This window comes from Micromonospora sediminicola (assembly GCF_900089585.1).
GTDB lineage: Bacteria > Actinomycetota > Actinomycetes > Mycobacteriales > Micromonosporaceae > Micromonospora > Micromonospora sediminicola.
Window position 1 is genome coordinate 1,729,884 of the sequence record NZ_FLRH01000004.1, and the last position, 25,055, is coordinate 1,754,938.

23 protein-coding genes, 1 tRNA gene and 1 pseudogene are annotated in these 25,055 nt (G+C 73.3%); 11 read left to right on the forward strand and 14 right to left on the reverse strand.

What is annotated here, in order from left to right; genetic code table 11:
- Positions 1–95: 95 nt before the first annotated feature.
- The 5 genes and pseudogenes from GA0070622_RS29625 to GA0070622_RS29645 all read right to left on the reverse strand — a co-directional run bounded on the left by GA0070622_RS29625 (position 96) and on the right by GA0070622_RS29645 (position 4,694).
- Entirely contained in the window at positions 96–788 is a 693-nt protein-coding gene (locus GA0070622_RS29625; RefSeq protein ID WP_091582491.1) for a 50S ribosomal protein L25/general stress protein Ctc, read from the reverse strand.
- Positions 789–1,071: 283 nt separating this feature from the next.
- Positions 1,072–2,052 carry a ribose-phosphate diphosphokinase gene (locus GA0070622_RS29630; RefSeq protein WP_091582494.1) on the reverse strand — a complete coding sequence of 327 codons (981 nt, stop codon included), beginning with the start codon at positions 2,050–2,052 and terminating at the stop codon, positions 1,072–1,074.
- Positions 2,053–2,107: 55 nt separating this feature from the next.
- Positions 2,108–3,670, reverse strand: a pseudogene (gene glmU, locus GA0070622_RS29635) (bifunctional UDP-N-acetylglucosamine diphosphorylase/glucosamine-1-phosphate N-acetyltransferase GlmU); the annotation flags it as partial.
- Positions 3,671–3,746: 76 nt separating this feature from the next.
- Positions 3,747–3,818: transfer RNA gene (locus GA0070622_RS29640), tRNA-Gln, on the reverse strand.
- Positions 3,819–3,833: 15 nt separating this feature from the next.
- Positions 3,834–4,694 (reverse strand): helix-turn-helix domain-containing protein, encoded by an 861-nt coding sequence (locus tag GA0070622_RS29645; RefSeq protein WP_091584219.1) that lies wholly within the window; start codon positions 4,692–4,694, stop codon positions 3,834–3,836.
- Positions 4,695–4,762: 68 nt separating this feature from the next.
- Here GA0070622_RS29645 and GA0070622_RS29650 point away from each other — a divergent pair, with 68 nt between their 5' ends.
- On the forward strand, positions 4,763–5,437 hold the full coding sequence (locus GA0070622_RS29650) for a TetR family transcriptional regulator (protein ID WP_425412786.1): 675 nt from the start codon (positions 4,763–4,765) through the stop codon (positions 5,435–5,437).
- On the opposite strand, the gene GA0070622_RS29655 is transcribed toward GA0070622_RS29650, so the two are convergent.
- The 6 genes from GA0070622_RS29655 to GA0070622_RS29680 form a co-directional block, all read right to left on the reverse strand.
- Positions 5,427–5,903 (reverse strand): DUF4383 domain-containing protein, encoded by a 477-nt coding sequence (locus tag GA0070622_RS29655; protein ID WP_091582503.1) that lies wholly within the window; start codon positions 5,901–5,903, stop codon positions 5,427–5,429. The genes GA0070622_RS29650 and GA0070622_RS29655 overlap by 11 nt on opposite strands.
- 115 nt (positions 5,904–6,018) lie before the next feature.
- The gene (locus GA0070622_RS29660; RefSeq protein ID WP_091582507.1) at positions 6,019–6,474 is read right to left on the reverse strand and encodes a DUF4383 domain-containing protein; all 456 of its coding nucleotides are present in this window, start codon (positions 6,472–6,474) and stop codon (positions 6,019–6,021) included.
- A gap of 87 nt (positions 6,475–6,561) precedes the next feature.
- The gene (locus GA0070622_RS29665) at positions 6,562–8,361 is read right to left on the reverse strand and encodes an ABC-F family ATP-binding cassette domain-containing protein (RefSeq protein ID WP_091582509.1); all 1,800 of its coding nucleotides are present in this window, start codon (positions 8,359–8,361) and stop codon (positions 6,562–6,564) included.
- A 64-nt stretch (positions 8,362–8,425) separates the two neighbouring features.
- A complete protein-coding gene (locus GA0070622_RS29670) occupies positions 8,426–9,379 on the reverse strand; it encodes a 4-(cytidine 5'-diphospho)-2-C-methyl-D-erythritol kinase (RefSeq protein ID WP_091582514.1) in 954 nt (317 codons plus the stop codon).
- An 84-nt stretch (positions 9,380–9,463) separates the two neighbouring features.
- Positions 9,464–10,333 (reverse strand): 16S rRNA (adenine(1518)-N(6)/adenine(1519)-N(6))-dimethyltransferase RsmA, encoded by an 870-nt coding sequence (gene rsmA, locus GA0070622_RS29675; protein ID WP_091582517.1) that lies wholly within the window; start codon positions 10,331–10,333, stop codon positions 9,464–9,466.
- 81 nt (positions 10,334–10,414) lie between these two features.
- Positions 10,415–11,320 carry a TatD family hydrolase gene (locus tag GA0070622_RS29680; RefSeq protein ID WP_091582520.1) on the reverse strand — a complete coding sequence of 302 codons (906 nt, stop codon included), beginning with the start codon at positions 11,318–11,320 and terminating at the stop codon, positions 10,415–10,417.
- An 81-nt stretch (positions 11,321–11,401) separates the two neighbouring features.
- On the opposite strand from GA0070622_RS29680, the gene GA0070622_RS29685 reads away from it, so the two are divergent.
- Positions 11,402–12,646, forward strand: a complete 1,245-nt coding sequence (locus tag GA0070622_RS29685) for a hypothetical protein (RefSeq protein WP_091582525.1) — start codon at positions 11,402–11,404, stop codon at positions 12,644–12,646.
- 60 nt (positions 12,647–12,706) lie between these two features.
- Positions 12,707–13,558, forward strand: a complete 852-nt coding sequence (locus tag GA0070622_RS29690) for an alpha/beta fold hydrolase (RefSeq protein WP_091582528.1) — start codon at positions 12,707–12,709, stop codon at positions 13,556–13,558.
- 57 nt (positions 13,559–13,615) lie between these two features.
- Here the strand turns inward: GA0070622_RS29690 and metG are convergent, their stop codons facing one another.
- Positions 13,616–15,418: a methionine--tRNA ligase gene (metG, locus tag GA0070622_RS29695; protein WP_091582532.1), complete on the reverse strand. Its 1,803-nt coding sequence runs from the start codon at positions 15,416–15,418 to the stop codon at positions 13,616–13,618.
- A 127-nt stretch (positions 15,419–15,545) separates the two neighbouring features.
- Here metG and GA0070622_RS29700 point away from each other — a divergent pair, with 127 nt between their 5' ends.
- The gene (locus GA0070622_RS29700) at positions 15,546–16,370 is read left to right on the forward strand and encodes a hypothetical protein (RefSeq protein ID WP_245666901.1); all 825 of its coding nucleotides are present in this window, start codon (positions 15,546–15,548) and stop codon (positions 16,368–16,370) included.
- A gap of 13 nt (positions 16,371–16,383) precedes the next feature.
- Here GA0070622_RS29700 and rsmI read toward each other — a convergent pair whose 3' ends face one another.
- A complete protein-coding gene (gene rsmI / locus GA0070622_RS29705) occupies positions 16,384–17,223 on the reverse strand; it encodes a 16S rRNA (cytidine(1402)-2'-O)-methyltransferase (RefSeq protein WP_369700188.1) in 840 nt (279 codons plus the stop codon).
- 92 nt (positions 17,224–17,315) lie between these two features.
- Here rsmI and GA0070622_RS29710 point away from each other — a divergent pair, with 92 nt between their 5' ends.
- The 3 genes from GA0070622_RS29710 (at position 17,316) to GA0070622_RS29720 (ending at position 21,347) form a co-directional block, all read left to right on the forward strand.
- A complete protein-coding gene (locus GA0070622_RS29710) occupies positions 17,316–19,001 on the forward strand; it encodes a dolichyl-phosphate-mannose--protein mannosyltransferase (RefSeq protein WP_091582541.1) in 1,686 nt (561 codons plus the stop codon).
- A 280-nt stretch (positions 19,002–19,281) separates the two neighbouring features.
- Positions 19,282–20,571, forward strand: a complete 1,290-nt coding sequence (locus tag GA0070622_RS29715) for a VWA domain-containing protein (protein WP_091582545.1) — start codon at positions 19,282–19,284, stop codon at positions 20,569–20,571.
- Positions 20,572–20,573: 2 nt separating this feature from the next.
- Positions 20,574–21,347 carry a peptidase gene (locus GA0070622_RS29720; protein WP_091582550.1) on the forward strand — a complete coding sequence of 258 codons (774 nt, stop codon included), beginning with the start codon at positions 20,574–20,576 and terminating at the stop codon, positions 21,345–21,347.
- Positions 21,348–21,406: 59 nt separating this feature from the next.
- Here GA0070622_RS29720 and GA0070622_RS29725 read toward each other — a convergent pair whose 3' ends face one another.
- The gene (locus GA0070622_RS29725) at positions 21,407–21,625 is read right to left on the reverse strand and encodes a hypothetical protein (protein WP_342672788.1); all 219 of its coding nucleotides are present in this window, start codon (positions 21,623–21,625) and stop codon (positions 21,407–21,409) included.
- A 179-nt stretch (positions 21,626–21,804) separates the two neighbouring features.
- Between GA0070622_RS29725 and GA0070622_RS29730 the strand changes: the two genes are divergently transcribed.
- The 4 genes from GA0070622_RS29730 to GA0070622_RS29745 all read left to right on the forward strand — a co-directional run bounded on the left by GA0070622_RS29730 (position 21,805) and on the right by GA0070622_RS29745 (position 24,951).
- Positions 21,805–22,461, forward strand: a complete 657-nt coding sequence (locus GA0070622_RS29730) for a 4'-phosphopantetheinyl transferase family protein (protein ID WP_091582559.1) — start codon at positions 21,805–21,807, stop codon at positions 22,459–22,461.
- Positions 22,462–22,536: 75 nt separating this feature from the next.
- The gene (locus GA0070622_RS29735) at positions 22,537–23,631 is read left to right on the forward strand and encodes a DUF4352 domain-containing protein (RefSeq protein ID WP_091582562.1); all 1,095 of its coding nucleotides are present in this window, start codon (positions 22,537–22,539) and stop codon (positions 23,629–23,631) included.
- Between the two features lie 128 nt (positions 23,632–23,759).
- Positions 23,760–24,476: a VOC family protein gene (locus tag GA0070622_RS29740; protein ID WP_091582565.1), complete on the forward strand. Its 717-nt coding sequence runs from the start codon at positions 23,760–23,762 to the stop codon at positions 24,474–24,476.
- Between the two features lie 283 nt (positions 24,477–24,759).
- Positions 24,760–24,951 carry a general stress protein CsbD gene (locus tag GA0070622_RS29745; protein ID WP_091582568.1) on the forward strand — a complete coding sequence of 64 codons (192 nt, stop codon included), beginning with the start codon at positions 24,760–24,762 and terminating at the stop codon, positions 24,949–24,951.
- Positions 24,952–25,055: the final 104 nt, after the last annotated feature.

Consider the following 25,055-nt stretch of genomic DNA (forward strand, 5'->3'; position numbering starts at 1 on the left):
CACGTCCCTTCCGCTCTTCCCCACGACCCGCCTGGCGATACGCCGACAGGCGCCCCCGGGAACCGGGGACGCCTGTCGCACAGCCTGCGGGCCGATCAGGCCTCGGTCTTCGGCTCCTCGGCAGCCGGCTCGCCCTCGGCCGGGGTGCCCTCTTCGCCCTCGGCGGTCTCCTCGCCGACCTCGGCCTCGGCCTCGGACTCGGCGACCTCGACCTCGGGGAGGGTGGCCTCGAGCTGCTCGGCGGTCGGGGCGGCGGTCACCGAGGCGACAGCGGTCTCCTCGTCGGTGGCCAGCTCCACGCCCGAGGGCAGCTCGACGTCGGCGGCGGTGATCGTGGTGCCCGGCTCGGCGCCCTCGATCGACGCCTCCAGGTGGTCCGGCACCTTGGTGGCGTCGGCGGTCACCGACAGGGTGTCGTGGTCGTGCACGATCAGGGTGTCCTTCGCGGCCTCGCCGGTCAGCTGGACCGGGACCTCGACGGTGACCTTCTCGCCGCGCCGGACCAGCAGCAGGTCCACGTGCTCGAAGGTGTCCTTGATCGGGTCACGCTGGATCGCCTTCGGCAGCGCCAGCACCTGGGTGCCGTCGCTCACCTCGATCGCGAAGAGCTGGTTCGCGCCGCCCTTGCGGATCGCGGCGGCGAAGTCACGCGCCGGCAACGCGATGTGCTTGGGCTTCTCGCCGTGGCCGTACAGCACGGCGGGCACCTTGCCGGCCCGGCGGGTACGACGGGCACCACCCTTGCCGAACTCGGTACGGGGCTCGGCGCTGATCTTTACCTCGGACACGGGGAAACTCCTGATGCTTCGCTGCGGCGGCTTGTCGTCTGGCGGTGCTGGGCGAGGGGCTCGCTGGGGCTCAAGGTCATGAACGACCGCCCGGAGCACCGCGTCGATGACGGCGCCTCCGTGCGGTGCTTGTCAGCAGCCCGCCGGGCACCCTCGCCGTGGCAACCGCACCAGTCTACCCGAGCGGATTCCGGGCTTTCCGGCAGTCCCCCATATCACCGCGCCGGCCGGCGCGCAGGGCAACGGCCCGGCCGCCGGACCACGCCGGCGACCGGGCCCACCATCAGCTCAGGCCACCGAACAGGGTGGTCACCGAACCGTCGTCGAAGACCTCCCGGATCGCCCGCGCCAGCAGCGGGGCGATCGACAGCACGGTCAGCTTGTCCAGCTGCTTCTCCGGCGGCAGCGGCAGCGTGTTCGTCACGACGACCTCGCTGATCGGGCTGTTCTTCAACCGCTCGGTCGCCGGGTCGGACAGCAGCGCGTGGGTCGAGGCCACCACGATCTCCGCCGCCCCCGACTCCTTGAGGATGTCGGCCGCCTTGGTGATCGTGCCACCGGTGTCGATCATGTCGTCGACGATCAGGCAGACCCGGCCCTCGACCTCACCGACCACGCGGTTCGCCACCACCTGGTTCGGCTTCATCGGGTCCCGCGTCTTGTGGATGAACGCCAGCGGGCAACCGCCCAGGCGGTCCGTCCAGCGCTCGGCCACCCGCACCCGGCCCGAGTCCGGCGCCACCACCGTCATCGGGCGGCCGGCGTACTTGTGCTCCACGTACTCGGCCAGCACGTCCATCGCGAACAGGTGGTCCACCGGGCCGTCGAAGAAACCCTGGATCTGCGCGGTGTGCAGGTCCACCGTCAGGATCCGGTTCGCGCCCGCGGTCTTCAGCAGGTCGGCCACCAGCCGCGCCGAGATCGGCTCCCGGCCGCGGTGCTTCTTGTCCTGCCGCGAGTAGGGGTAGAACGGCAGCACCACGGTGATCCGCTTGGCCGAACCACGCTTCAGCGCGTCGACCATGATCAGGGTCTCCATGACCCAGGTGTTCACGCCGTGCGTCACGGACTGCACCACGAAGGCGTCCGAACCACGGACCGAGTCCTTGAACCGTACGAAGATCTCACCGTTGGCGAATTCGTACGCGTCGGCCGGTGTCGGCGCGACGCCGAGCACCTCACCGATCTCCTTGGCCAGCTCCGGAAAACCCCGTCCGGAAAAGAGCATCAGGCTCTTGCGGTTCTCGGCGACGATGCTGCCCATGGGCCCGTCTGCTCCCGTATGTCGGTGGTACCCGGCGGCGGTGGGCCGGGGACTGTTCGGTTGCAGTATCCCCCGGGTTCACCGGTCCACCCACGGCCCGGCGGTCCCCGTGGAGTCAGTCACCTTCGCTTGCGGCCACTCCCGGCTCCGACGCACCCTCGCGGGCCCGCTGCGCCGCCTCCGCGGCGGCCGTGCCGGACCGCTTGCGCACCACCCAGCCCTCCACGTTGCGCTGCTGACCCCGCGCCACCGCCATCGCGCCCGGCGGCACGTCCGCGATGATCACCGAACCGGCCGCGGTGTACGCGCCGTCGCCCACCCGCACCGGCGCCACGAACATGTTGTCCGCCCCGGTACGCGCGTGACTGCCGATGGTGGTGTGGTGCTTGCGCACACCGTCGTAGTTGACGAAGACCGTCGCCGCGCCGATGTTGCTGTGCTCGCCGATCGTCGCGTCCCCCACGTACGACAGGTGCGGCACCTTCGAGCCCTCACCGATCGACGCCTTCTTGGTCTCCACGAACGTGCCGACCTTCGCCTTGCGGGCCAGCCGCGACTCCGGCCGCAGGTACGCGTACGGCCCGACGCTGGCCTGCGGGCCCACCTCGGCGCCCACCGCGTGGCTGCGCACCACGCTGGCCTCCTCGCCCACCACGGTGTCGACGAGCGTGGTGTCCGGCCCGACCAGCGCGCCCGCGCCCACCACGGTGGCGCCCTGGAGCTGGGTGTTCTGGTCGATCACCGCGTCCTTCTCCACGGTCACCGTCACGTCGATCCAGGTGGTGTGCGGGTCGAGGATGCTCACGCCGGTGCGCATCCAGCCCTCGTTGACCCGGTCGCGCAGCAGCCGGCGCAGCCCGGCCAGCTCCACCCGGTCGTTGCAACCGAGCGTCTCCACGTGGTCGGCGGCGCAGTGCACCGCCACCGGCTCGCCGGCGTCCCGCAGCAGGGCGAAGACGTCGGTCAGGTATTCCTCGCCCTGGTCGTTGTCGGTGGACAGCTTGCCCAACGCCTCCCGCAGCCGGGCCACGTCGAACGCGTAGATGCCCGCGTTGATCTCGCGCAGCGCGCGCTGCTGCGGCGTGGCGTCCCGCTCCTCGACGATCTGCTCCAGTTGGCCCTGCGTGTCCCGCACGATCCGGCCCAGCCCGGTCGGGTCGGGCACCTCGGCGGCCAGCACGGTCGCCGCCGCGCCCGCGCCCTCGTGCGCCTCGACCAGGGCCTCGACGGTCGCCGGCCGCAGCAGCGGCACGTCGCCGTTGATCACCACGACCGTGCCGGTCGCCTCCGGCACCGCGTCCAGCGCGATCCGGACCGCGTGCCCGGTGCCGAGCTGCCGCTCCTGGAGCACCGGGGTGGCCGCCGGCGCGACCTCGGTCAGGTGTTCCCGTACCTGGTCGGCGCCGTGGCCGACCACGACGACCGTGCGGTCGGCGCCCAGTGGCCCGGCCGCGGCGAGGACGTGACCGAGCAGGGTACGGCCGAGCAGTGGGTGCAGCACCTTGGGCAGGGACGACTTCATCCGCTTGCCCTCACCGGCGGCGAGCACGACAACGGTGCGGAGGTGGGGCTGGGACACGACGTGCTCCCGTCGGGACGGCGACAGTCTCGCGGTCATGCTAACCACGCGGCTCGCCACAATTCGCATCCGGCCACACAAACGCCGTCCGCCCACGGGCGATCCGGCGGATGAGCTGGGGTGCCTGGATTCGAACCAGGAGCTCAAGGCTCCAAAGGCCTGCGGGTTGCCGTTACCCCACACCCCATTGCCGTGTCAAGACCTACGGGTCGCCCTCTTGGGCTCGATCCTCGTCCGCGATCCGGAACAGCTCGGAGATCATACCTTCGATCCGCCAGTAGAGCGCACGGCTGCGCGGCACAGTGATCACCAGGCACCCGTGATAGGTGTCGCCGGTGTTCCGCCGCACCGTCGTCGGGTTGTGCCGCTTGAGCACGGTCCGGCGGAACCGATCCGCAGGGAGGCGCAACCGCTGCGCCCACCACCGGACGGCAGCCTCGGCGTCGGCCGACTCGTGGATGCTCACCCGGTAGGTCGGCACCGCCCGCTCCACGCCGCAGACGTCGAGGAACCTCAGGAACAGGGCCAGCAGACCGGGGTCGCTGTTGACGAACTGCACCGTCACCGGCCGCCGCCACGGCTTGGACTTGGCCCCCTCACACCAGTAGATCGCCGCGCCCAGCAGCAGCAGATCCCGCTCCCCGAGGCCGCCGACCGCACCCGCCGCCCGGGCATGCTCGGCAGCCTGCGCCGCGTCCCGCGACTCCCGGTAGGCGCTCCAGCGGGCGTCCGTCATCGCCTTGGAGTGCGCGCGACGCCGCTCGGCGGTCGCCTCGTCCGGATCCAGCGGCAGGTGCCGCACCCACTGGTAGGCCGTCGACTTCGCCACGCCGAGCTGCTCCGCGATCTGGTTGACCGACCGGCCGGCCGCGCGCAACCGCACGGCCTCGGCACGGTCGTCGTCCCGGGCACGGGGTCGGCGGGTCCGTTCGGGGGGCGGCACACCGCGCAGCAGCGTGTAGACGCGATCACGACCGATGCCCAGCCGGGCCCGGATCTCGGCGACGGAGAGCTGTTCCTCGACGCGCAGACGGCGCGCCTCGGCGGCGAGCGGATCGGTCATCGGCACAGATTAGAACGTACGTACGACACCGACCGACCGGTCGGCCCAGGTGAGCAGCGCCTGGCAGGATGGGTCGGGTGACCGATGTTCCCGGTAGCGACCGCTCTCGCCGACGGGCCGTCCCGGCGGCGAAGCCGTCCCGGGTGCGGATGTCCGCGGCGCAGCGGCGCGAGCAATTGATCTCGATCGCTCGGCAGATCTTCGCCGAGCGCGGGTTCGACGCCACCTCGATCGAGGAGGTGGCGGCGCGGGCGAAGGTCTCCAAGCCGGTGGTCTACGAGCACTTCGGCGGCAAGGAGGGGCTCTACGCGGTGGTGGTGGACCGGGAGGTCCGTTCGCTGCTGGACCGGATCACCACGGCGCTGACCGCGGGCCACCCGCGCGAGTTGCTGGAGCAGGCGGCGCTGACGCTGCTCACCTACATCGAGGAGGAGACCAGCGGCTTCCGGGTGCTGGTCCGTGAGTCGCCGCTGATGTCGGCGACGGGCAACTTCAGCAGCGTGATGAACGACGTCGCGCACCAGGTGGAGCACATCCTCGGCGCCGAGTTCTCCAGCCGGGGCTATGAGCCGAAGCTGGCGGAGCTCTACTCCCAGGCGCTGGTGGGCATGGTGGCGTTGACCGGGCGCTGGTGGCTGGAGGTGCGCAAGCCGCGCAAGGAGACGGTGGCCGCGCACCTGGTGAACCTGGCCTGGAACGGCCTGTCGCACCTGGAGTCGAAGCCGGGCCCGATCAGGGGTTAGGGCTCTCGGCGACCGGGTGGTAGCGGCGGCGGCGTTCCTCCTCCGCGTGCTCCGGCGGTCCGACCTTGTCGTACAGGCCGGTGGCGAGCAGGATCAGCCCGAACAGCAGCGACACGATGACGGTGGACATCGAGAAGTTCAGGAAGTTCGCCGAGGTCTGGAGCACGGACATCATCAGGATGCCGGTGACCAGGAAGACCGCGCCGGCGGTGAGGTTCATGTAGTGCCCGAGGTTGTTCCGGCGGGACGCGCCGACGATCAGGACCGCGCCGAAGATCACCGAGACCAGCGAGAAGGCCAGGTTGGTACGGAGTCCGAGGGCCCAGTTGCTGTCCCGACCGAACAGCCCGTCTCCCCAGGTCTGGAAGACGCCGTAGACCCCGAAGACCAGGATGTAGAGACCGATGAGCCCGGACAGCAGCCGGTAGAGCGGTCGCGCGGGATGGTTCACCGGGAAGTGCGCCATGGTGCCCTCCAGCCATCTGACTGATTCGGGGCAATTGTCACCCGGGGCGCCGGTTCCCGTACCGGAAAACGCCGAAGGCCCGGCGCGCACGCCGGGCCTTCGGGGTGGATCGGGGTCAGAGCACCAGGCGGGCCTTCTGCCAGGCCTCGTGCTCGTCGTCGGTGCCGACCTTGCCGTACATGCCGACCATCAGGAGCACCAGCGCGAGGGTCAGGACCACGATCACCGTCATGATCGAGAAGTTGAGGATGTTGGCGTCGGTCTGGATGAACGCCAGCGCGGCCAGGCCGATGGCCATCAGGGTGTAGGCCAGCCACTGGTTGATCGCCACGTCGAGGTTGCGGCCGATCGCGGTGCCGACCAGGATCACCACGCCGATGAGCACCGACAGCAGCGAGAAGCCCATGTTGGTGCCCTGGCCGAGGACCTTGGTGTCGTCCTGCGCGAAGAAGTCGTTGCCGGCGCTGGCGATGATGCCGAGGCCGCCGAAGACGACGAAGTACAGACCAACGAGCCCGCCGATCGCCCGGTAGATCGGCCGCGCGGGGTGGTTGACGGGGGTGTGGGCCATCTCTGCGTCTCCAAAAGACCGTTCGGACGAGGGTTCCGCCGCTGATTGTCGCGTACGCCGGTCAGTGACGCCGCACACCCCCCATGCTCAGCCGGCCGGCAGCTCCTCGGCCAGGGCCAGCCAGGTCTCCTCGGTGCGGTCCCGCTCGGCCCGCACCTCCTTGAGCTGGGCGTCCAGCTCGGCCACCTTCGCGTAGTCGGTGGCGTTGGCGGCGAGCTGCTCGTGCAGGCCCGCCTCCTTCTGCTCCAACTTGGCGATCTGCCGCTCCAGCCGGGTGAGTTCCTTCTTCGCGACGCGTACCTCGGCGGCGGACATGCCGTCGCGGGCCGGGGCGGCCGTGCCGGGGGTGAGGTCGGCGGGCGCCGGGCCGCCGGCCGCGGCGGCGCGGGCCAGGTACTCGTCGACGCCGCCGGGCAGGTGCACGAGCCGGCCGTCGCCGAACATGCCGTACGCGACGTCGGTGACCCGCTCGATCAGGTAGCGGTCGTGGCTGGCCACCACGATGGTGCCGGGCCAGGAGTCGAGCAGGTCCTCCAGCGCGGCGAGCGTGTCGGTGTCCAGGTCGTTGGTGGGCTCGTCGAGCAGGAGCACGTTGGGTTCGCCGGCGAGCAGCCGCAGCATCTGGAGGCGGCGGCGCTCACCGCCGGACAGGTCGCTCACCGGCGTCCAGAGCCGCCGGTCGTCGAAGCCGAAGATCTCGGCGAGCTGGGAGGCGCTGATCTCCCGGTCGCCGAACTGGACCCGCCGGGCCACCTCCTCGACCGCCTCCAGGACGCGCAGGTGGCCGGGGAGTTCGGCGAGTTCCTGGGAGAGGAACGCCGGCCGCACGGTCTGCCCGGCGGCGAACCGGCCGCCGTCGGGGCGGGTCACCCCGGCCAGCATCCGCAGCAGGGTGGTCTTGCCGGCGCCGTTGCGCCCGAGGATCGCCACCCGGTCGCCGGGACCGACCTGCCAGGTGGTGTCGTGCAGGATCTCCTTGGGGCCGGCGTGCAGGCGGACGTGCTCCAGGTCGTACACCTGCTTGCCGAGGCGGGCGGTGGCGAGCCGTTGCAGCGACATGGTGTCGCGCGGTTCCGGCACGTCGGCGATGAGCGCGTTGGCGGCGTCGATGCGGAACTTGGGCTTGGAGGTGCGCGCCGGCGCGCCTCGGCGCAGCCACGCGATCTCCTTGCGGAGCAGGTTCTGCCGGCGGGCCTCGGTGGCCGCGGCGACCCGCTGCCGCTCGACGCGGGCCAGCGTCCACGCCGCGAAGCCGCCCTCGTACGCCCGGACGGTCTGGTCGGCGACCTCCCAGGTGGTGGTGCAGACGGCGTCCAGGAACCAGCGGTCGTGGGTGACCACGACGAGCGCGCCCTTGCGGCTGACCAGGTGCCGGGCCAGCCAGTCGACGCCGCCGACGTCGAGGTGGTTGGTGGGCTCGTCGAGGACGAGCAGGTCGGCGTCGCGGACCAGCAGCGCGGCGAGCGCGACCCGGCGGCGCTCGCCGCCGGACATCGGGCCGACCGGCGTGTCGAGGCCGAGGTGGGGCATGCCGAGGCCGTCGAGGATGGCCCGGACGCCGGCGTCGCCGGCCCACTCGTGCTCGGCGCCCATGCTCTCGTCCAGCCAGGCGGTGCCGAGGACGACGTCCCGCACGGTGAGGTCGGGGGCCAGGTCCAGGCGCTGCGGCAGCCAGGCCACCCGCAGGTCCCGGCGGTGGGTGACGCGGCCGTCGTCGGGCTCCTCGGTGCGGGTGAGCAACCGCAGCAGGGTCGACTTGCCGGCGCCGTTGAGGCCGACGACGCCGACCCGGTCGGCGTCGTCGAGGCCGAGCGAGACGTCGGTGAGCAGCGGCCCGGCGGCGCCGTACCCCTTGGACACCCGGTCCAGGTTGACGATGTTGGCCACAGACCCACCCTTCATGACTCAGGCGCCCCGGGGGCCGGGACGCCTGGGTCAAGGGTACGGGGCGTCAGACGACGCGGGCGCCGGCGACCGGGCCGTGGGCGACCCGTGCCTCCCGGCACACCCCGGCGGCGGTCAGCTCGGCGGCGATCCGTCCGGCGTCGGCGGCGTCGGCGGCGAGGAACACGCAGGTCGGTCCGGAGCCGGAGACGATCCCGGCGAGCGCGCCGGCGGCCTCGCCCGCCTTGAGCGTCGCGGCCAGGGCGGGACGCATGGTCAGCGCGGCGGCCTGCAGGTCGTTGCCGAGCGTGGCGCCCAGCACCCGGGGGTCCCGCTGCCGCAGCGCGCCGAGCAGCGCGTCGGTGCTGCCCAGCGGCTCGCCGGCAGTGCCGGCGTCGCGCAGCCGGTCGAGTTCGCGGTAGGCGGCCGGGGTGGACAGGCCGCCGTCGGCGACGGCCACCACCCAGTGCCAGGAGGTGGGGCGGGCCAGCACCGGACTGACCGCCTCGCCCCGGCCGGTGCCCAGCGCGGTGCCGCCGTGGATCAGGAACGGCACGTCGGAGCCGAGGTCGGCGGCGATGCCGGCCAGTTCGTCGCGGGACAGGCCGGTGCCCCAGAGCGCGTCGCAGGCGACCAGCGCGGCGGCCGCGTCGGCGCTGCCGCCGGCCAGCCCGCCGGCGAGCGGGATCTGCTTGCGCAGGTGCAGCCGGGCGTGCGGGGCGACACCGGCGTAGCCGGCGAGGGCGTGCGCGGCCCGCATCACCAGGTTCGAGTCGTCCAGGGCCAGCTCGCCGGCGCCCTCGCCCTCCATGGTCAGGGTGAGCGTGTCGCCGCGGCGGGCGGTCAGCTCGTCGTAGATGGAGATCGCGTGGTAGACGGTGTTCAGCTCGTGGTAGCCGTCGCGCCGCAGCGGTCCCACCCCGAGATGCAGGTTGACCTTGGCGGGCACCCGCACCTTGACCGGACCGCTGGCCCCGCGCCGCTGCCCGTCCTCGTCCTCCGGTCGCCAGGCCTCGGTCACCGGGTGAGCTCCCGTGGGCGCAGGCGGATGTCGAACGGCTTCTGCACGGTCAGCTCCTCGGCGGGGTCGGGCAACGGCGCCAGCCTACTGGGCGCCGGCGGAGGCGTCCGGGGCCGACGCGGCGATGGCGGCGAACTGCTCCACGGTGAGTGACTCGCCGCGTGCGCCCGGGTCGACACCGGCCGCGGTGAGCGCCGCGGCGGCCCGGTCCGCGCCGCCGGCCCAACCGGCCAGGGCGGCCCGCAACGTCTTGCGCCGCTGGGCGAACGCGGCGTCGACCACGGCGAAGACGGCCGACCGGGGTACGTCCGGGCGGGGCGGTTCGCGTCGGGTGAACGCGACCAGGCCGGAGTCGACGTTGGGCACCGGCCAGAACACGTTCGGCGGGACCTTGCCGGCGGAGCGGGAGCGGGCGTACCAGGCGAGCTTGACCGAGGGGATGCCGTAGACCTTGGAGCCGGGTCCGGCGACGAGCCGGTCGGCGACCTCCTTCTGCACCATGACCAGGCCGTGGCGCAGGGTGGGCAGCTCGGCGAGGAGGTGCAGCACCACCGGGACGGCCACGTTGTAGGGCAGGTTCGCCACCAGCGCGGTGGGCGCCGGGTCGGCCAGGTCGGCGGCGGTGACCCGCAGCGCGTCGGCGTGGTGCACGGTGAGCCGGGCGGCGTCCGGGCCGGCGAACCGGGCGGCGGTCTCCGGCAGCGCGGCGGCGAGCGTCGGGTCGAGTTCCACGGCGTGCACGTGCGCGGCCACCGGCAGCAGGGCCAGGGTGAGCGAGCCGAGCCCGGGGCCGACCTCCAGCGCCACGTCGTCCGGGGTCAGCCCGGCGGCGGTGACGATCCGGCGGACGGTGTTCGGGTCGTGCACGAAGTTCTGGCCGAGCTTCTTGGTCGGCGTGACGCCGAGCCGCGCGGCGAGTTCCCGGATCTCCGCCGGGCCGAGGAGTCCGGTCACGCCCCGTAGCGTAAGCGCCTGGGTGTTGCCGTTAGGAGGGGCCCCTTCTTATCGCCTGGTGTTAAGAAGGGCCCCCTCCTTTCACCAGGGGCCGAATGCTCGGTCACCGTTGGTGGAGATGGCCGCGCACAGGGTGTCCAGGTCGGCGCCGGTGGTCTCGGCGAGGAACCGGACGGTCAGCGGGATCAGGTACGACGCGTTCGGCCGTCCCCGGTGCGGCATCGGGGTGAGGTAGGGGGCGTCGGTCTCCACCAGCATCTGCTGCGGCGGGGTGACGGCGGCGGCCTCCCGCAGCGCGGCGGCGCTGCCGAACGTGACGGTGCCGGCGAAGCTGAGCAGGAAGCCGCGGCGGACGCACTCGCGGGCGAAGTCGGCGTCGCCGGAGAAGCAGTGCATGACGACGGTGTCCGGCGCGCCCTCGTCGTCGACGATGCGCAGCACGTCGGCGTGGGCGTCGCGGTCGTGGATGACCAGCGCCTTGCCGTGCCGCTTGGCGATGGCGATGTGCGCGCGGAAGCTCTCCTCCTGCGCGGCCCGCCCCGCGTCGCCGGTGCGGAAGAAGTCCATGCCGGTCTCGCCGACGCCCCGGACCCGGTCCCGGCCGGCCAGCGCCTCGATCTCGCGCAGCGCCTCGTCGAGGTCGGCCAGGCGGGGCGCCTCGTTGGGGTGCAGCGCCACGGTGGCCAGCACCGGGGCGTACCGGTCGGCGACGTCGGCGCCCCACCCGGACGACTCGACGTCCACGCCGACCTGGACGAGCCGGTCGACCCCGACCTGCGCGGCGACGGCGATCGCGGCGGCGACCGGGTCGTCGCCGGTGGTGGTGGCGCCGCCGGGCGTCCCGTACTCGCCGACGGTGATGTCGAGGTGGGTGTGGCTGTCCAGCACGGGGCGGGGCAGCGGCTCGGGGGCGGGCGGGAACTCGCCGGCGCGGCGGGCGGCGCGCTGCTTGCGGGTCTCGGTCTGCTCGGTCATCGCGGCCAGCATCACACACCCGCCGGGGCCGACGTTCCCGGACCGCCACCGGCTGTTCACACGGTCAACATCTGGCCGGCTTAGCGTCCCGGGGTGACCGTCACCGACCAGACCGGCGGGGCCGCCTCCGAGCGGACCGGGTTGCGCGTGACGTACGACGGTCGCGTGCACCCGGCCGAGGAGATCGCCCGGGGCGCCGCGTACGAGTTGTTCAGCGCCGACGAGGCCCCCGGCTTCGAGTGGTGCCCCCGGCCCGGGCTGGCCTACCCGTGGCGCAGGTTCGTGCACGCGACCGAGGTGGGCGCGGTGCACGGGGCGGCCGAGCCGAGCGAGGACGCGGACCCGCCGCTGCTGATGCCGCTGCACCGGGACCGGGGTTGGGCGTACGTGCACCAGCTCAGCCAGCAGCCGGGGGCGGCCGGCGACCCGACGCTGGCGGCGGTGCGGGCGTCGGCGGTGATCCGGCCGGGCACCCGGATGGTGAAGGTGCTGTCCGCGCGGCAGCTCGCCGGTTACGTGCGGGGTTGGCTGCCGCACGGTTTCTGCTACCGGGAGCACGACGTGGCGCACCTGCGGACGCCGGCGGGGATGGCGGTGCTGCGCGGCGACCCGGAGGGCGGCGACGTGGCGTACGCGTTGCGCTGGCGGGCCGCCGACCCGGCCGACTACGACGTCCCGGTCGGCGCGGCCCACCGGGGGTTGACCGCGCTGCCGCCGCGGGACCGGCTCGGCCCGCCGGTGCTGGGCACCGGGTTCGTGCCGAGCAACGCCCAGCTCGTCCCGGAGTTCGTCACCCGGGACTTCGCCGACCTGCCGATGCCGGCGAACGCCACGCTGCTGGCCTATCCGGCCGAGGGGGTGGAGGTGGTGCTCTACACCTACCAGGCGGAGCAGCGCGGCTGGTTGCGTCTGGCGGGCCCGCAGTGGCGGCACCTGCTGGCCGCGGTGCCCGGTCTCTCCGCCGACCAGGAGTACGTGCCGACCGGTGACGCGCCGCGCTCCACCCAGCTCGTCGGCGCGTACGGCGGGACGGAGTACGAGGCGGTGGCCGACCAGCCGGGCGGGTTTCGGGTGCTGGCGATGACCCGGGCGGCCCGCTATCCGGTGGAGGCGGCGGCGCGGCGGCTGCGCACGGCGTCCTGGCGTGGGGTCCCCTGTCTGGTGCTGCGGGAGGAGGCGGGGTGGTCGCGGTTGCGGCTGTCCCGTCCGGATCCGGACGCGGTGGCAGCGACCGGGGCGCAGTGTCACGAACGGGGTGTCTACGAGGTGTGGGCGCCGGGCGCGGAGCTGGCCGACGACCGGGTGGTGGATCTGCCGTATCCGCAGCGGGGCGCATAGACGGCGGCTGGTCGGGAAGGCGTGGGCGTCCGAGGCCCCACGCAGGAGGATGTTTCCGACATGCCTTTCGTCACCGTCGGTACGGAGAATTCCGCACCCATCGACCTGTACTACGAGGATCACGGCTCCGGTCAGCCGATCGTGCTGATCCACGGGTTCCCGTTCAACGGGGCGACCTGGGAGAAGATGAGCGGTCCGCTGCTCGCCGCCGGATACCGGGTGATCACGTACGACCGGCGCGGTTTCGGGAATTCGGCGCAGCCGGCCTTCGGCTACGACTACGACACGTTCGCCGCCGACCTCGACGTGCTGATGACCGAGCTGGACCTGCGCAACGCGATCCTGATCGGGCACTCGATGGGCACCGGTGAGGTCACCCGCTACCTGGGCGCGTACGGGTCGGACCGGGTGGACCGGGCGGTCATGATGGCCCCGTTGGCGCCGTATCTGCTGAAGGCGCCCGACGACCCGGAGGGCGTCGACAAGAGCCTGTTCGAGGGGTTCCAGAAGGCGATCATCCAGGACCGGTTCGCCTACCTGACCCAGTTCTGCGACGCGTTCTTCAACGCCAGCGAGAACCGGGGCAAGCTGGTCAGCGACGAGGCCTACCACGCGCACTGGCAGATCGGCGCGCAGGCGTCGGCCAAGGGCACCCACGACTCGGTGGACGCCTGGCAGACCGACTTCCGCGGTGACCTGCCGAACATCGACGTGCCGGTGCTGATCATCCAGGGCGACAAGGACAACGTGCTGCCGTACCCGGTGACGGGTCAGCGGCTGGTGAACATGCTGTCCGACGCCAAGCTGGTCACGCTCAAGGGCGCGCCGCACGGCACGCCGTGGACGCATCCGACCGAGGTCAACAAGGCCATCATGGAGTTCATCGGCAAGCCGAGCATGGCGACCGCCTGACCGGGCGGACAACCGCGGCCCCGGGGATCCCCCGGGGCCGCGGTCACGCGTACGCGGTCAGCCGGCGAGGCGGGCCAGTTCCTCGTCGACGACGGACGGGTCGAGCTTGCGGAACACCGGCTTCGGCGCCGCGAGCGGCCGGCCCACCTCCAGGGGTACGGACTCCCAGCGCGCCCCGACCGTGTAGTCGCCGGTCAGCACCGGGTACGCCGGCCCGCCGTCGAGGTCGTCGACCTCCTCGATGACCGGCATCGGCGCGTGCGTGCCGGTGCCGCCGAGCAGCTCGTGGATCTTCTGGGCGGAGTGCGGCAGGAACGGGGTGAGCAGCGTGTTGGCGTCGCTGACCACCTGGAGCGCGACGTGCAGGATGGTGCCCATCCGGGGCTTGTCGTCGTCGCCCTTGAGCTTCCACGGCGCCTGCTCGGACAGGTACTTGTTGGCCTCGGCGACGACCTTCATCGCCTCGCCGATGGCCTGCTTCTGCCGGTGCCGGGCGATCAGGTCGCCGACCACCGTGAAACCGGCGCGGGCGGTGTCCAGCAGCGCCCGGTCGGCGTCGGTGAGCCCGGCCGGGTCGACCGGCGGGATCGCGCCGAAGTTCTTCGCCGCCATCGACACGGACCGGTTGACCAGGTTGCCCCAGCCGGCGACCAGCTCGTCGTTGTTGCGGCGGAGGAACTCGGCCCAGGTGAAGTCGGTGTCGTTGCTCTCCGGGCCGGCCACCGCGATGAAGTAGCGCAGCGCGTCGGCGTCGTAGCGCTCCAGGAAGTCCCGGACGTAGATGACCACCTTGCGGGAGGAGGAGAACTTCCGCCCCTCCATGGTCAGGTATTCGCTGGAGACGACCTCGGTGGGCAGGTTGAGCCGGCCCAGGTCGCCGGGCTCGCCGTCGCGGGAACCCTCGCCGGAGTAGCCGCCGAGCAGGGCCGGCCAGATCACCGAGTGGAAGACGATGTTGTCCTTGCCCATGAAGTAGTAGGAGCGGGCGTCCTTCCCCTCGCCGTCGGTCGACCACCACCTGCGCCACGCCTCCGGGTCGCCGGAGCGGCGGGCCCACTCGATGGAGGCGGACAGGTAGCCGATGACCGCGTCGAACCAGACGTAGATCCGCTTGTCGGACCGGTCCTGCCAGCCGTCGAGGGGGATCGGCACGCCCCACTCCAGGTCGCGGGTGATGGCCCGGGGCTGGAGGTCGTCGAGCAGGTTGCGGGAGAAGCGCAGCACGTTGGGCCGCCAGCCGTCCCGGCTGTCGAGCCACTGCCGCAGCGCGTCGGCCAGGGCGGGGAGGTCGAGGAAGAAGTGCTCGGTCTCCACGAACTCCGGCGTCTCGCCGTTGATCTTGGACTTGGGGTTGATCAGGTCGATCGGGTCGAGCTGGTTGCCGCAGTTGTCGCACTGGTCACCGCGCGCGCTGTCGTAGCCGCAGATCGGGCAGGTGCCCTCGATGTAGCGGTCGGGCAGGGTGCGGCCGGTGGACGGGGAGATCGCCCCGGTGGTGACCTTCGGGACGATGTAGCCGTTGCGGTAGAGCCCGGTGAACAGCTCCTGCACCACCGCGTAGTGGTTGCGGGTGGTGGTCCGGGTGAACAGGTCGTAGGACAGGCCCAGCGCCCGCAGGTCCTCGGCGATCACCCGGTTGTAGCGGTCCGCCAGCTCGCGCGGCGTGACGCCCTCGGCGTCGGCCTGCACCTGGATCGGGGTGCCGTGCTCGTCGGTGCCCGAGACCATGAGCACGTCGTGGCCGGCCATCCGCATGTACCGGGCGAAGACGTCGGAGGGAACGCCGAATCCGGATACGTGGCCGATGTGGCGCGGGCCGTTGGCGTAGGGCCAGGCGACCGCGGCGAGAACGTGACTCATGAGCGTCAAGCCTAGTGAGTGCTCCGGGGCACCCGCGAACCAATAGGCCGGCCGTTCCCGCCGTACGCCCGATTTGTCGCCGACACGCGGCCTGAGCTGCCCGGCGAGCCCGGTGCGGCGGTGTGAAATGAACGTCGTGACCAGTAGACCAGCGGCACCGGAGCCGTCGGCGGCCGCGCGGCCGGCGACCGGCGCGCCGGTCGCCCCGCAGCCCCGGCTCGACCCGACGGACCCGCCGGTCGAGGTGGAGCCGACCACCGGGGCGCCGGTGGACGCCGTGCCCCGCCGGGTGCCGGTGCGGCAGCCCCGGTGGCAACGCCGGGGCGCGCCGGCGGGCGACGACGCCGCCGTCTGGGCGCCGATCGAGAAGGTGCACTGGGACGGCACGCCCCTGCGCGACGAACCGCGTCGCCGGACCGGTCGCCCCCGCGCCCGCCGGGAGCCGGCCCGCCCGGCCCACCCGCCGGATCCGCCCGCCGGTCTGGCGGCGCTGCTGACGCTGAGCCTGCTCGCCGCGTTCTTCGCCTGGGTGAGCGCCGGGCCGTTCTGGCTGGCGGTGGGGCACTCCACCGGCGGCACGGTGATGATCACCGAGTGTGTCGGGGGTGGGCTCACCCAGCGCTGCCGGGGGATCTTCCTGGCCGACGGCGACCGGTTCCAGGCCCACGGCGTGCGGGTCAGCGGCGTGCCGGCCGGTCGCACCGCCACCGGCAGCACGCTGCCCGCCCGGATGACCGGGCCGCAGGGCTCCACCGCCTACGCGGACACCGGGCCCGGCCGGCACCTGCGGTGGCTGCTCGGGCTGGCCCTGGTGGCGGGCTGCGCCGCCGCGATCCCCCGGTGGACCGGCGCCACCCGGCTCGCGGACGAGCGGCAGCGGCGCTGGGCGGTGGGGCTGGCGCTGGCCGGCCCGCTGCTGATCACCGTCGGCTTCCTCGCCGCCGCCTGGTGAGGCGGGCCGCCGATCAGCGGTGCACGATCTCGTAGACCTCGCGGCGACGCAGCCCGTACGTGGTCGCGACCTCGGTGATCGCGTCCCGCCGGGACGTCCCGGCCGCCTCGCGCTCGTCGACCGCGGCGCGCAGCGTCTCGTCGTCCGGCCGGGCCGCCGGCTGCGGTGACGCGCCGGCCACCACCAACGTGATCTCGCCGCGCACGTCGCCCGCGGCGGCCCACTCGGCCAACTCGCCGAGCGGCCGGCGGACCACCTCCTCGTAGGTCTTGGTCAGCTCCCGGCAGAGCGCGGCGGGCCGGTCCGGGCCGAACGCCTCGGCCAGGTCGGCCAGCGCCCCGGTGATCCGGTGCGGCGCCTCGAAGAGCACCAGCGTGCGCTCCTCGGCGGCGAGCGCGCGCAGCCGGGACCGTCGGGCGCCAGGGGTGCGGGGCAGGAAACCCTCGAAGCAGAACCGGTCGCAGGGCAGCCCGGACAGCGCCAGCGCGGTGGTGACCGCGCTCGGCCCGGGGGCCGCGGTCACCGGGACACCGGCGTCCAGCGCGGCGCGGACCAGCCGGTAGCCGGGGTCGGAGACGCTCGGCATGCCGCCGTCGGTGACCAGGGCGATCGTGTAGCCGGCGGTCAGCACGTCGACCAGTTCGGGGGTACGCCGCTCCTCATTGCCCTCGAAGTAGGAGACGATCCGGCCGGGCACCGTGACGTCCAGGTCGCGGGCCAGCCGGGTGAGCCGCCGGGTGTCCTCGGCGGCGACCACGTCGGCGGTGGCGAGCGCCTCGCGGAACCGGGCGGACGCGTCGGCCGGGTTGCCCAGTGGCGCACCGAGCAGCACCAGTCGCCCAACCTCGGACATTTCACCCACGGCGTGCGCTCCCTCATCGACGGTCGTACCAATTTCGGAGACGACGTACGCCACCGGGCACCCTCGCAGCCTACGATCGCCGGGTGACGAGTGCGTCGACAGCACAGAGCGCGAACGCCGAGCTTTCTCCCGACGACCGGGCCACCGGCTCCCCGGGCGACACCGGCGGGGGTGGGATCCCGGCCGCCGTCCGCCGCCGGCTCGCCACCGTCGACGACCGCATCGGTCGGGGGCAGGCCTGGCTGGCCACCGGGGTGGTGGTGGCGATCGCCGCGATCCTGCGCTTCGTCGGGCTCAGCCACCCGCCGGGCAAGATCTTCGACGAGACCTACTACGCCAAGGACGCGTACGGGCTCATCGACCGCGGGGTCGAGTGGAACTACAAGGACAACGGCCCGTCGTACGTGGTCCACCCGCCGCTGGGCAAGTGGCTGATCGGGCTCGGCGAGTGGGCCTTCGGCTACCAGGACGCGGAGACCAACATCTCCGTGCCGGGACACCTCGTGACGACCGCCCCGGAGTTCGGCTGGCGCTTCGGCGCGGCGCTGGCCGGCACGGTGTCGGTGCTGCTGCTGGTGCGCATCGGCCGGCGGATGTTCCGGTCCACGGTGCTCGGCTGCGCGGCCGGCCTGCTGCTCGCGCTGGACGGCTTCCACCTGGTGCTGTCCCGCTCGGCCATCCTCGACATCTTCCTGCTGCTGTTCGTGCTGGCCGCGTTCGGCGCGCTGGTGCTCGACCGGGACGCCCGACGGCGGCGGTGGGCGCGGGCGCTGGAGGCGGGTCTCGACCCGACGCTGCGGGGGCGGGCCGGGCGGCCGGCGTCGGGCTGGCGGGACTGGCCGTGGTGGCGGTTCGCGGCCGGGGTGCTGCTCGGCTGCGCCTGCGCGGTGAAGTGGAGCGGGCTCTACTTCGTGCCGGCGTTCGCGTTGCTGGTGCTGCTCTGGGAGGTCGGGGTCCGCCGGTCGGCCGGGGTCCGTCACCCGTGGCGGGACGCGGTCCTCGACGAGCTGCCCTGGCTGCTGGTGGCCGGCGTGCTGATGGTGGCCACCTACGTGGCGACCTGGTCGGGGTGGCTGCTCAGCGACGACGGCTACTACCGCCTGGCCGCCCGCTACCCGAACACGCCCGGGCTGAGCGACACCCCGGTCATCGGTCCCCTGATCAATCTGTGGGAATACCACAAGGCCGCGTACGGCTTCCACACGCAGCTCGACGACCCGCACAAATACCAGTCCTGGCCGTGGCAGTGGCTCCTGCTCGGCCGGCCGGTGGCGTTCTACTGGTCCGGCGACGGCAACTGCGGCGCGTCGAGCTGCGCCTCCGAGGTGCTGCTGCTGGGCACCCCGCTGCTCTGGTGGTCGTTCCTGCCGGCGCTGGCCGCGACCGTCTGGCTGGGTCTGGCCCGGCGCGACTGGCGGGCCGGGGCCATCCTGCTCAGCGTGGCCGCCGGCCTGCTGCCCTGGTTCTGGTTCGCGCTGGACGGGCGGACGATGTTCTCGTTCTACGCCGCGCCGGCGGTGCCGTTCCTGGTGCTCGCGGTGGTCTACGTGCTCGGCGCGATCGCGACCCCCGCGCCGGTTTCCGCGACGGCGCCGCCACCGAGCGCCGAGCAGGTCGGTGACCGACGACTGGTGGGCGGGATCATCGCGGGCGCCTACGTGCTGCTGGTGGCGCTCTGCTTCGGTTACTTCTATCCGGTGTTCGTCGGCCGGCTGCTGCCCTACGCCGACTGGTCCGCCCGGATGTGGCTGGACGGTCGCTGGATCTGACCCCGGCCGAACGGGGGCACGAAAAAGCGCGCCCCGATCGCCTGCCACGGGGGAAGCGGGCGATTGGGGCGCGCAAGACAGAGCTTAACCACACTCCGGCAGCGGCACAACGGGTGCGGGCGGGTCAGATTTCCGACCAATGCGCCACCCCCCGAAAGGTTTACATCGGGCAGCTAACGGTGGGTCATATTCCGGAAGCTCAGCGGGGCCGACGGAGGGGCGCCCGGGGAGGGGCCCACCCGGATGATCTTCCTAAGTGGATCTCACTACACTTCGCCCGGTGATCAACAAGAGACGATCGACGGCCGTCCTCATCGGACTGCTGGCGGCGACCGCGATGATCGGTCCGAGCCCCGCCGGGGCCGACGACGAGACCACCGAACCCGCCGCCGAGCCGCCCAAGGTCGAGCTGGTCCTCGACGTCAGCGGCTCGATGCGGGCCCGCGACATCGACGGGCGCAGCCGGATCTCCGTCGCCCAGCAGGCGTTCAACGAGGTGGTCGACGGCCTGCCCGACGAGACGCAGCTCGGCATCCGGGTGCTCGGCGCGACCTACCGGGGCAAGGACAAGAAACAGGGCTGCCTGGACACGCAGCAGATCGTGCCGGTCGGCCCGGTGGACCGCGCGGCGGCCAAGGCCGCGGTCGCCGGGCTGCGACCGACCGGCTTCACCCCGGTCGGGCTCGCGCTGCGCTCCGCCGCGCAGGACCTGGGCACCGGCAGCACCGCCCGACGGATCGTGCTGATCACCGACGGCGAGGACACCTGCGCGCCGCCCGACCCGTGCGAGGTCGCCCGCGAGCTGGCCGCCCAGGGCACCCGGCTCGTCGTCGACACGCTGGGCCTGGCCCCGGACGAGAAGGTACGCCGGCAGCTGCTCTGCATCGCCGGCGCGACCGGCGGCACGTACACGGCGGCGCAGAGCGCCGACGAGTTGACCGGCCGGATCAAGCAACTGGTCGACCGGGCCCGGGACACGTACACGGCCACCCCGGCCGTGGTCGGCGGCGCGGCGGCCTGCGACGGCGCGCCGCTGCTCGCACCCGGCGTCTACAGCGACCGGGAGAAGTTCTCCGAGCACCGCTGGTACCGCGTGCCGGTGCGCCCCGGGCAGGAGCTACGCGCCTCGGTCAGCGTCGCGCTGGACCGCCCGGTCAACCCGGACTACGGCGTGCTGCTGCGGGCCACCGCGCCGGACGGGCGGGAACTGGTCCGCGGCGTCGACGCCGGCAGCGGGCGTACCGACGTGGTCTCGGCCGGCCTGCGCTGGTCGGCCGCCGAGGAGGAGGACGCGGCGAGCCCGGAGCCGACCCCCGGCGGGACGCAGACCGCGCGGACCGTCTGCCTGGTGGTCAGCAACTCGTTCGCGGCCCGGGCCGGCACCCGGGCCGAGCCGGGAATGCCGGTCGAGCTGACCGTGGACGTGGTCGCCGCCTCCCCCGCCCCGGACGGGCCGGACCTCGGCCGAGGCTGGGTCCTGCTGCTCCTGCTCGCCGTGGCCGGCCTGGTCACCGGGCTGCTCGCCGGCCTGCTCACCCGCTGGTGGGTGGCCACGTGGAGGGAGAACTGAGGATGCGTACCCCGATTCGCCTCGCGGCGGCGGCGGCCGCCGCGGGCCTGGCCCTCACCCCGGCCGCGGCCCTCGCCGCCCCCAGCCCGTCGCCAGGCGCGACCACCGTGACCAAGGCCGGCACCTCGTTCCTCACCGCCGCCACCGTCACGGCCGGCCAGCCGGTACGGGTGGGCGCCTCCACCGGCGACCACCTGTACTGGTCGTTCCGGGCCGACGCCGGCCAGGTCCACGAGGTCGGCGTCACGGTCACCTTCCCCAAGCGACGCAGCGGCGCGTCCGCCTGGACGGTCGACGTCTTCGACGGACTGCGCCGCCGGCAGGCCTGCACGGCCGGCGCGCAGACCCCCACCGCGGACACGGCGGCGACCAGCGTGACGCTCGGCTGCACGCTGCGGCGGGTGCGGCCGTGGGCTGAGCCGTGGTCGGGCGACCCCCTGCCCGGCACCTACTACGTCCGGCTCTCCGTCACCGACCTGCCCGAGCCGGACCTGGGTCTGCCGATCGAGGTGGACATGCTGGTCGGCGCCGCCGACTCCGGCGGCGCCTCCGGCGACGACGGTGAGCTGGCCGCGCCCCTGGTGCCGAACACGCGGGCCGGGACGCTGCTGACCGCCGAGCCGACGCCCGAGCCGGTGGCCGAGGAGGAGACCGACCTGACCGGCTGGCTCCCCGAGGCCGGCTCGCGCTGGGTCTGGACCGGCGTGGGCGGCGTGCTCGCCGCCGTGGCCGGCGTGGCCGGTTTCGCCCTCACCCGCCGGCCCCGCCGCCCCTAGAACCGCGACCGGTGGCCGCCGTGAACCCGACGCGGCGGCCACCGGGAGCGCCGGGCTGCTTAGAACGTCCGCGGGCCGCGGGGCACCCATCCGATGAACCGGTCCTGGAGCGCGGTGACCGGCGCGGCGCGCAGGTCGTGCGTGGCGGCGGCGAGACACGAGCCGAGGTAGACGCTCAACGACGCCCGGTCGACCTCGTACTCGTGCAGCAGATGGTGGCGTTTCGTGGCGCACGGCCAGTCGTCGCCGCACGAGCCGCAGGTCCAGTCGGGGGTCACGGGGACATGTTCGCCGGCCCGTGGTTCCGACGCCTCCGCACCGGGCGTCATCGGCGACTCCTTCCAGTTCGTACCAGTGGTGTGTGGACGCTGCCTCCCCCGCGACGTTGGTTCAGCGCCGCAGCGCGCTCCCGCGTTACGGTACGTTCACCGAGTGTCCCCGTCACCCACCGCCGCTCGTGCGTGACCTGCTGCCGTCCACCGTCGCCGTGGCGGTGGCCGGCCCGGCCGACTGGTCCGGCGAGCTGCTGCCGGCCGAGCTGGCCGGGCTGGGCGACCGCGCGGTGCCCAGCCGCCGGCGCGACTTCACCGCCGGTCGGATGTGCGCCCGCCGGGCGCTCACCGCGCTCGGGCTGCCGCCCACGCCGGTGCCCGCCGGCCCCGACCGCGCCCCGGTCTGGCCGCCCGGCGTGGTCGGCGCGATCACCCACACCGAGGGCTACTGCGCCGCCGCCGTCGCCCGCGCCGCCGACCTGCGCGCGGTCGGCATCGACGCCGAGCGGCACCGGGCACTCTCCCCCGGCGTACGGCGGAAGGTGTGCCTTCCCGACGAGGAGGCGGAGCTGGCCCGCCTGCCCGCCGGACTGCCCTGGCCGACGGTGGTGTTCAGCGCCAAGGAGACCGTCTACAAGATCTGGCACCCGGTCGTCGGCACCTGGCTGGGCTTCCCCGACGCGCGGGTCACGCTCGACCTCGACGCGGGGACGTTCCGGGCGGAGATCGCGCCGGCCCGGCTCGCCGCCGCCCCGGTGGCCGATCCGCCGCCCTCGATGACCGGTCGGTTCGCGGTCGACGACGATCTGGTCCGCACCGCCGCCGTTCTGCCACGTCGGTGAGGGCCTGACGGTCTGGTTGCCGCCGGCTTGTACCGTCGTTCCGACTGAAAATCCCGAAGGTGCCCAAGGAGTACGGTGAGCCACCCTCAGCCTCCGTCCGGGTCGCAGGACCCGAACCAGCAGCCGCCGGAACCGCCCACACAGGCGTTTCCCACCGCGCCGATGCCGCCGGTGTCGGGCAGCCCGTACGCGCCGCCGCCCGCCCCGGGCACGCCGCCGACCTCGGGCGCGCCGTACGCTCCGCAGCCGCCGACCTCCGGCGCGCCGTACCCGCCGCCGCCCGCGCCGACCGAGGCGTACCCGTCGTACCAGCCGCCGGCCGCGCCCACCGAGGCGTACCCGTCGTACCAGCCGCCGGCGCCGACCGAGGCGTACCCGCCCGCGCCGCCGGCCCCGGGCGCGTCGTATCCGCCACCGGGTGGCGCGTACCCGCCGCCGGGTGGCTACCCGCCGCCCGGTGGGCAGCCGCCCTACCCGCCGCCGCCCGGGCAGTACCCGGCGTCCGGGCCGTACCCGCCCCCGCCGGGGCAGCCGTTCGGGCCGCCGGCCAAGAAGTCCAGCAAGAACGTCTGGATCACGGTCGGCATCGTGGCGGCGGTCATGCTGCTGCTCTGCTGCGGCGGTGGCATCTTCGCGATCTACAGTGGCGCGAAGAAGACCAAGGAAGCGATCGACACGCTGCCCACTCCGGGCGTCACCTACAGCAACCCGATCGGTGACACCCCGACCGGCGACACCTCCAACACGCCGCAGCCGGGCACGACCGACGACAAGACCTTCGACATGCCCGCCGGCGACAAGCTGATCGTCAACGACGACGAGGGCACCGTCGAGATCACCGTCGGCAACTTCCGGACCAAGAGCGCCGCGTGCCGGGAATTCATGCCGGGCCCGAAGAACGGCACCTTCCTGATCGCCGACGTGACCGCCGAGGTCACCAAGGGCACCGGGTCGATCAACCCGTTCTTCTTCACCTGGAAGGCGGCGGACGGCACCGAGGAGAACGGCATCGGTGGGGCCTTCTCCGGCTGCGGCAAGCTGATGACCTCGGGCAACAACCTGCCCGCCGGCTCCAAGCGCAGCGGCCAGCTGATCTTCGACGTGAAGGACCAGAACGGCGTCGTCGAGTACGAGCACCACCTGCGTACCGCCGGGTCCTGGAAGCCCTGACCCCGCGTGACCCCGAACGGGGGCCGGTCCCGCCCGGGGCCGGCCCCCGTGTCCGTTCGGGCGGTCCCGCCGGGCCGTCCGGACATTTCCATGTGCACGTGCCCACCGCCGGTTGCCACGCTCGGCGCATGGCCCACGAGACCACGATCCCGCTGCTGCCGTGTCGTTCCCTGGACGACGTGGCGCCCTTCTACCAGGCCCTCGGCTTCCAGGTCACGCACCGGCAGGAGCGGCCGAACCCCTACCTGGCCCTGCGCCGGGACGACCTGAACCTGCACTTCTTCGGCATGCCCGAGTTCGACCCGGCCACCTCGTACGGCAGTTGTCTGGTCGTGGTGGACGACCTGGTCGCCATCCACCGCGCCTTCGCCGCGGGCCTGCGCGCCGCCTACGGAAAAGTGCTCGTCTCCGGCGTGCCCCGGATGACCCGGCCCCGGCCCCGCGCCAACCAGGACGGGCACTCCGGGTTCAGCATCGTCGACCCCGGCGGCAACTGGATCCGGTTCGTGGGCCGCGCCACCGCGCCCCACACCGACGACCGGGGCGGGCTGGCCCGCGCGCTGCGCAACGCCGTGGTGCAGGCCGACTCGCGCGGCCGACCGGATCAGGCGGTCCGGATCCTCGACGGCGCGCTGGCCCGCCCGGACGCCGCCGACGACCCGGCCACGCACGTCGAGGCGCTGGTCTACCGCGCCGAAGTGGCCCTGGTGCTCGACCGGCCGGAGGACGCGCGGGAGTGGCTGCGCCGGGCCGGGGCGGTGCCGCTGGACGAGGATCTGCGCGACCGGCTGGCCGATACGCTGCGGCACGCCGCCGACCTGACCGCCGCGCTGCCGCCCGGGTAGCCGTCCCCACCTCACACCGCCGGACCAGGCGTGGTGGACGCCCGGAGTCGTGGGGGGACGCGCCGGACGCGCTGGCTCGCCGACCGGTGCGGTGAGTGCCGCCTTGGCGCGTGGGTGCGCGGCGCGCCGCCCGGGCGCGTGGGTGCGCGGTGGGCCGCCCGGGCGCGTGGGTGCGTGGTGGGCCGCCCGGGCGCGTGGGTGCGCGGGTTTGCCGACCGGGCCAGCGGGGACGCGGCCGGGACAGGCGGCGACGGTGGCCGCACGACGATCCGGGGAGGCGGCGATGAGCGTCGAGCGTGCGAAGGACGACCTGGAGGACCTGGCCGGCCCGGCGCGGGCACAGCTGGGCAACCTGAACCGGGACGAACGCGCCGAGGCCGACCGCGTGCGGGAACTGGACGAGGTCCGGGGCAATCGTCCCGGCGAACACGTCCAGGAAGACGCCCGCGACGCCCGGGACGACTTCTCCAGCTGATCCCTTCTCGGCCCGCTTGAGATCTTGGTACGAAACGGTCCCCCTGAGGGCCGTTTCGTACCAAGATCTGCGGCAGCCCACCCCCGGGAAGCGACGATTGGGGT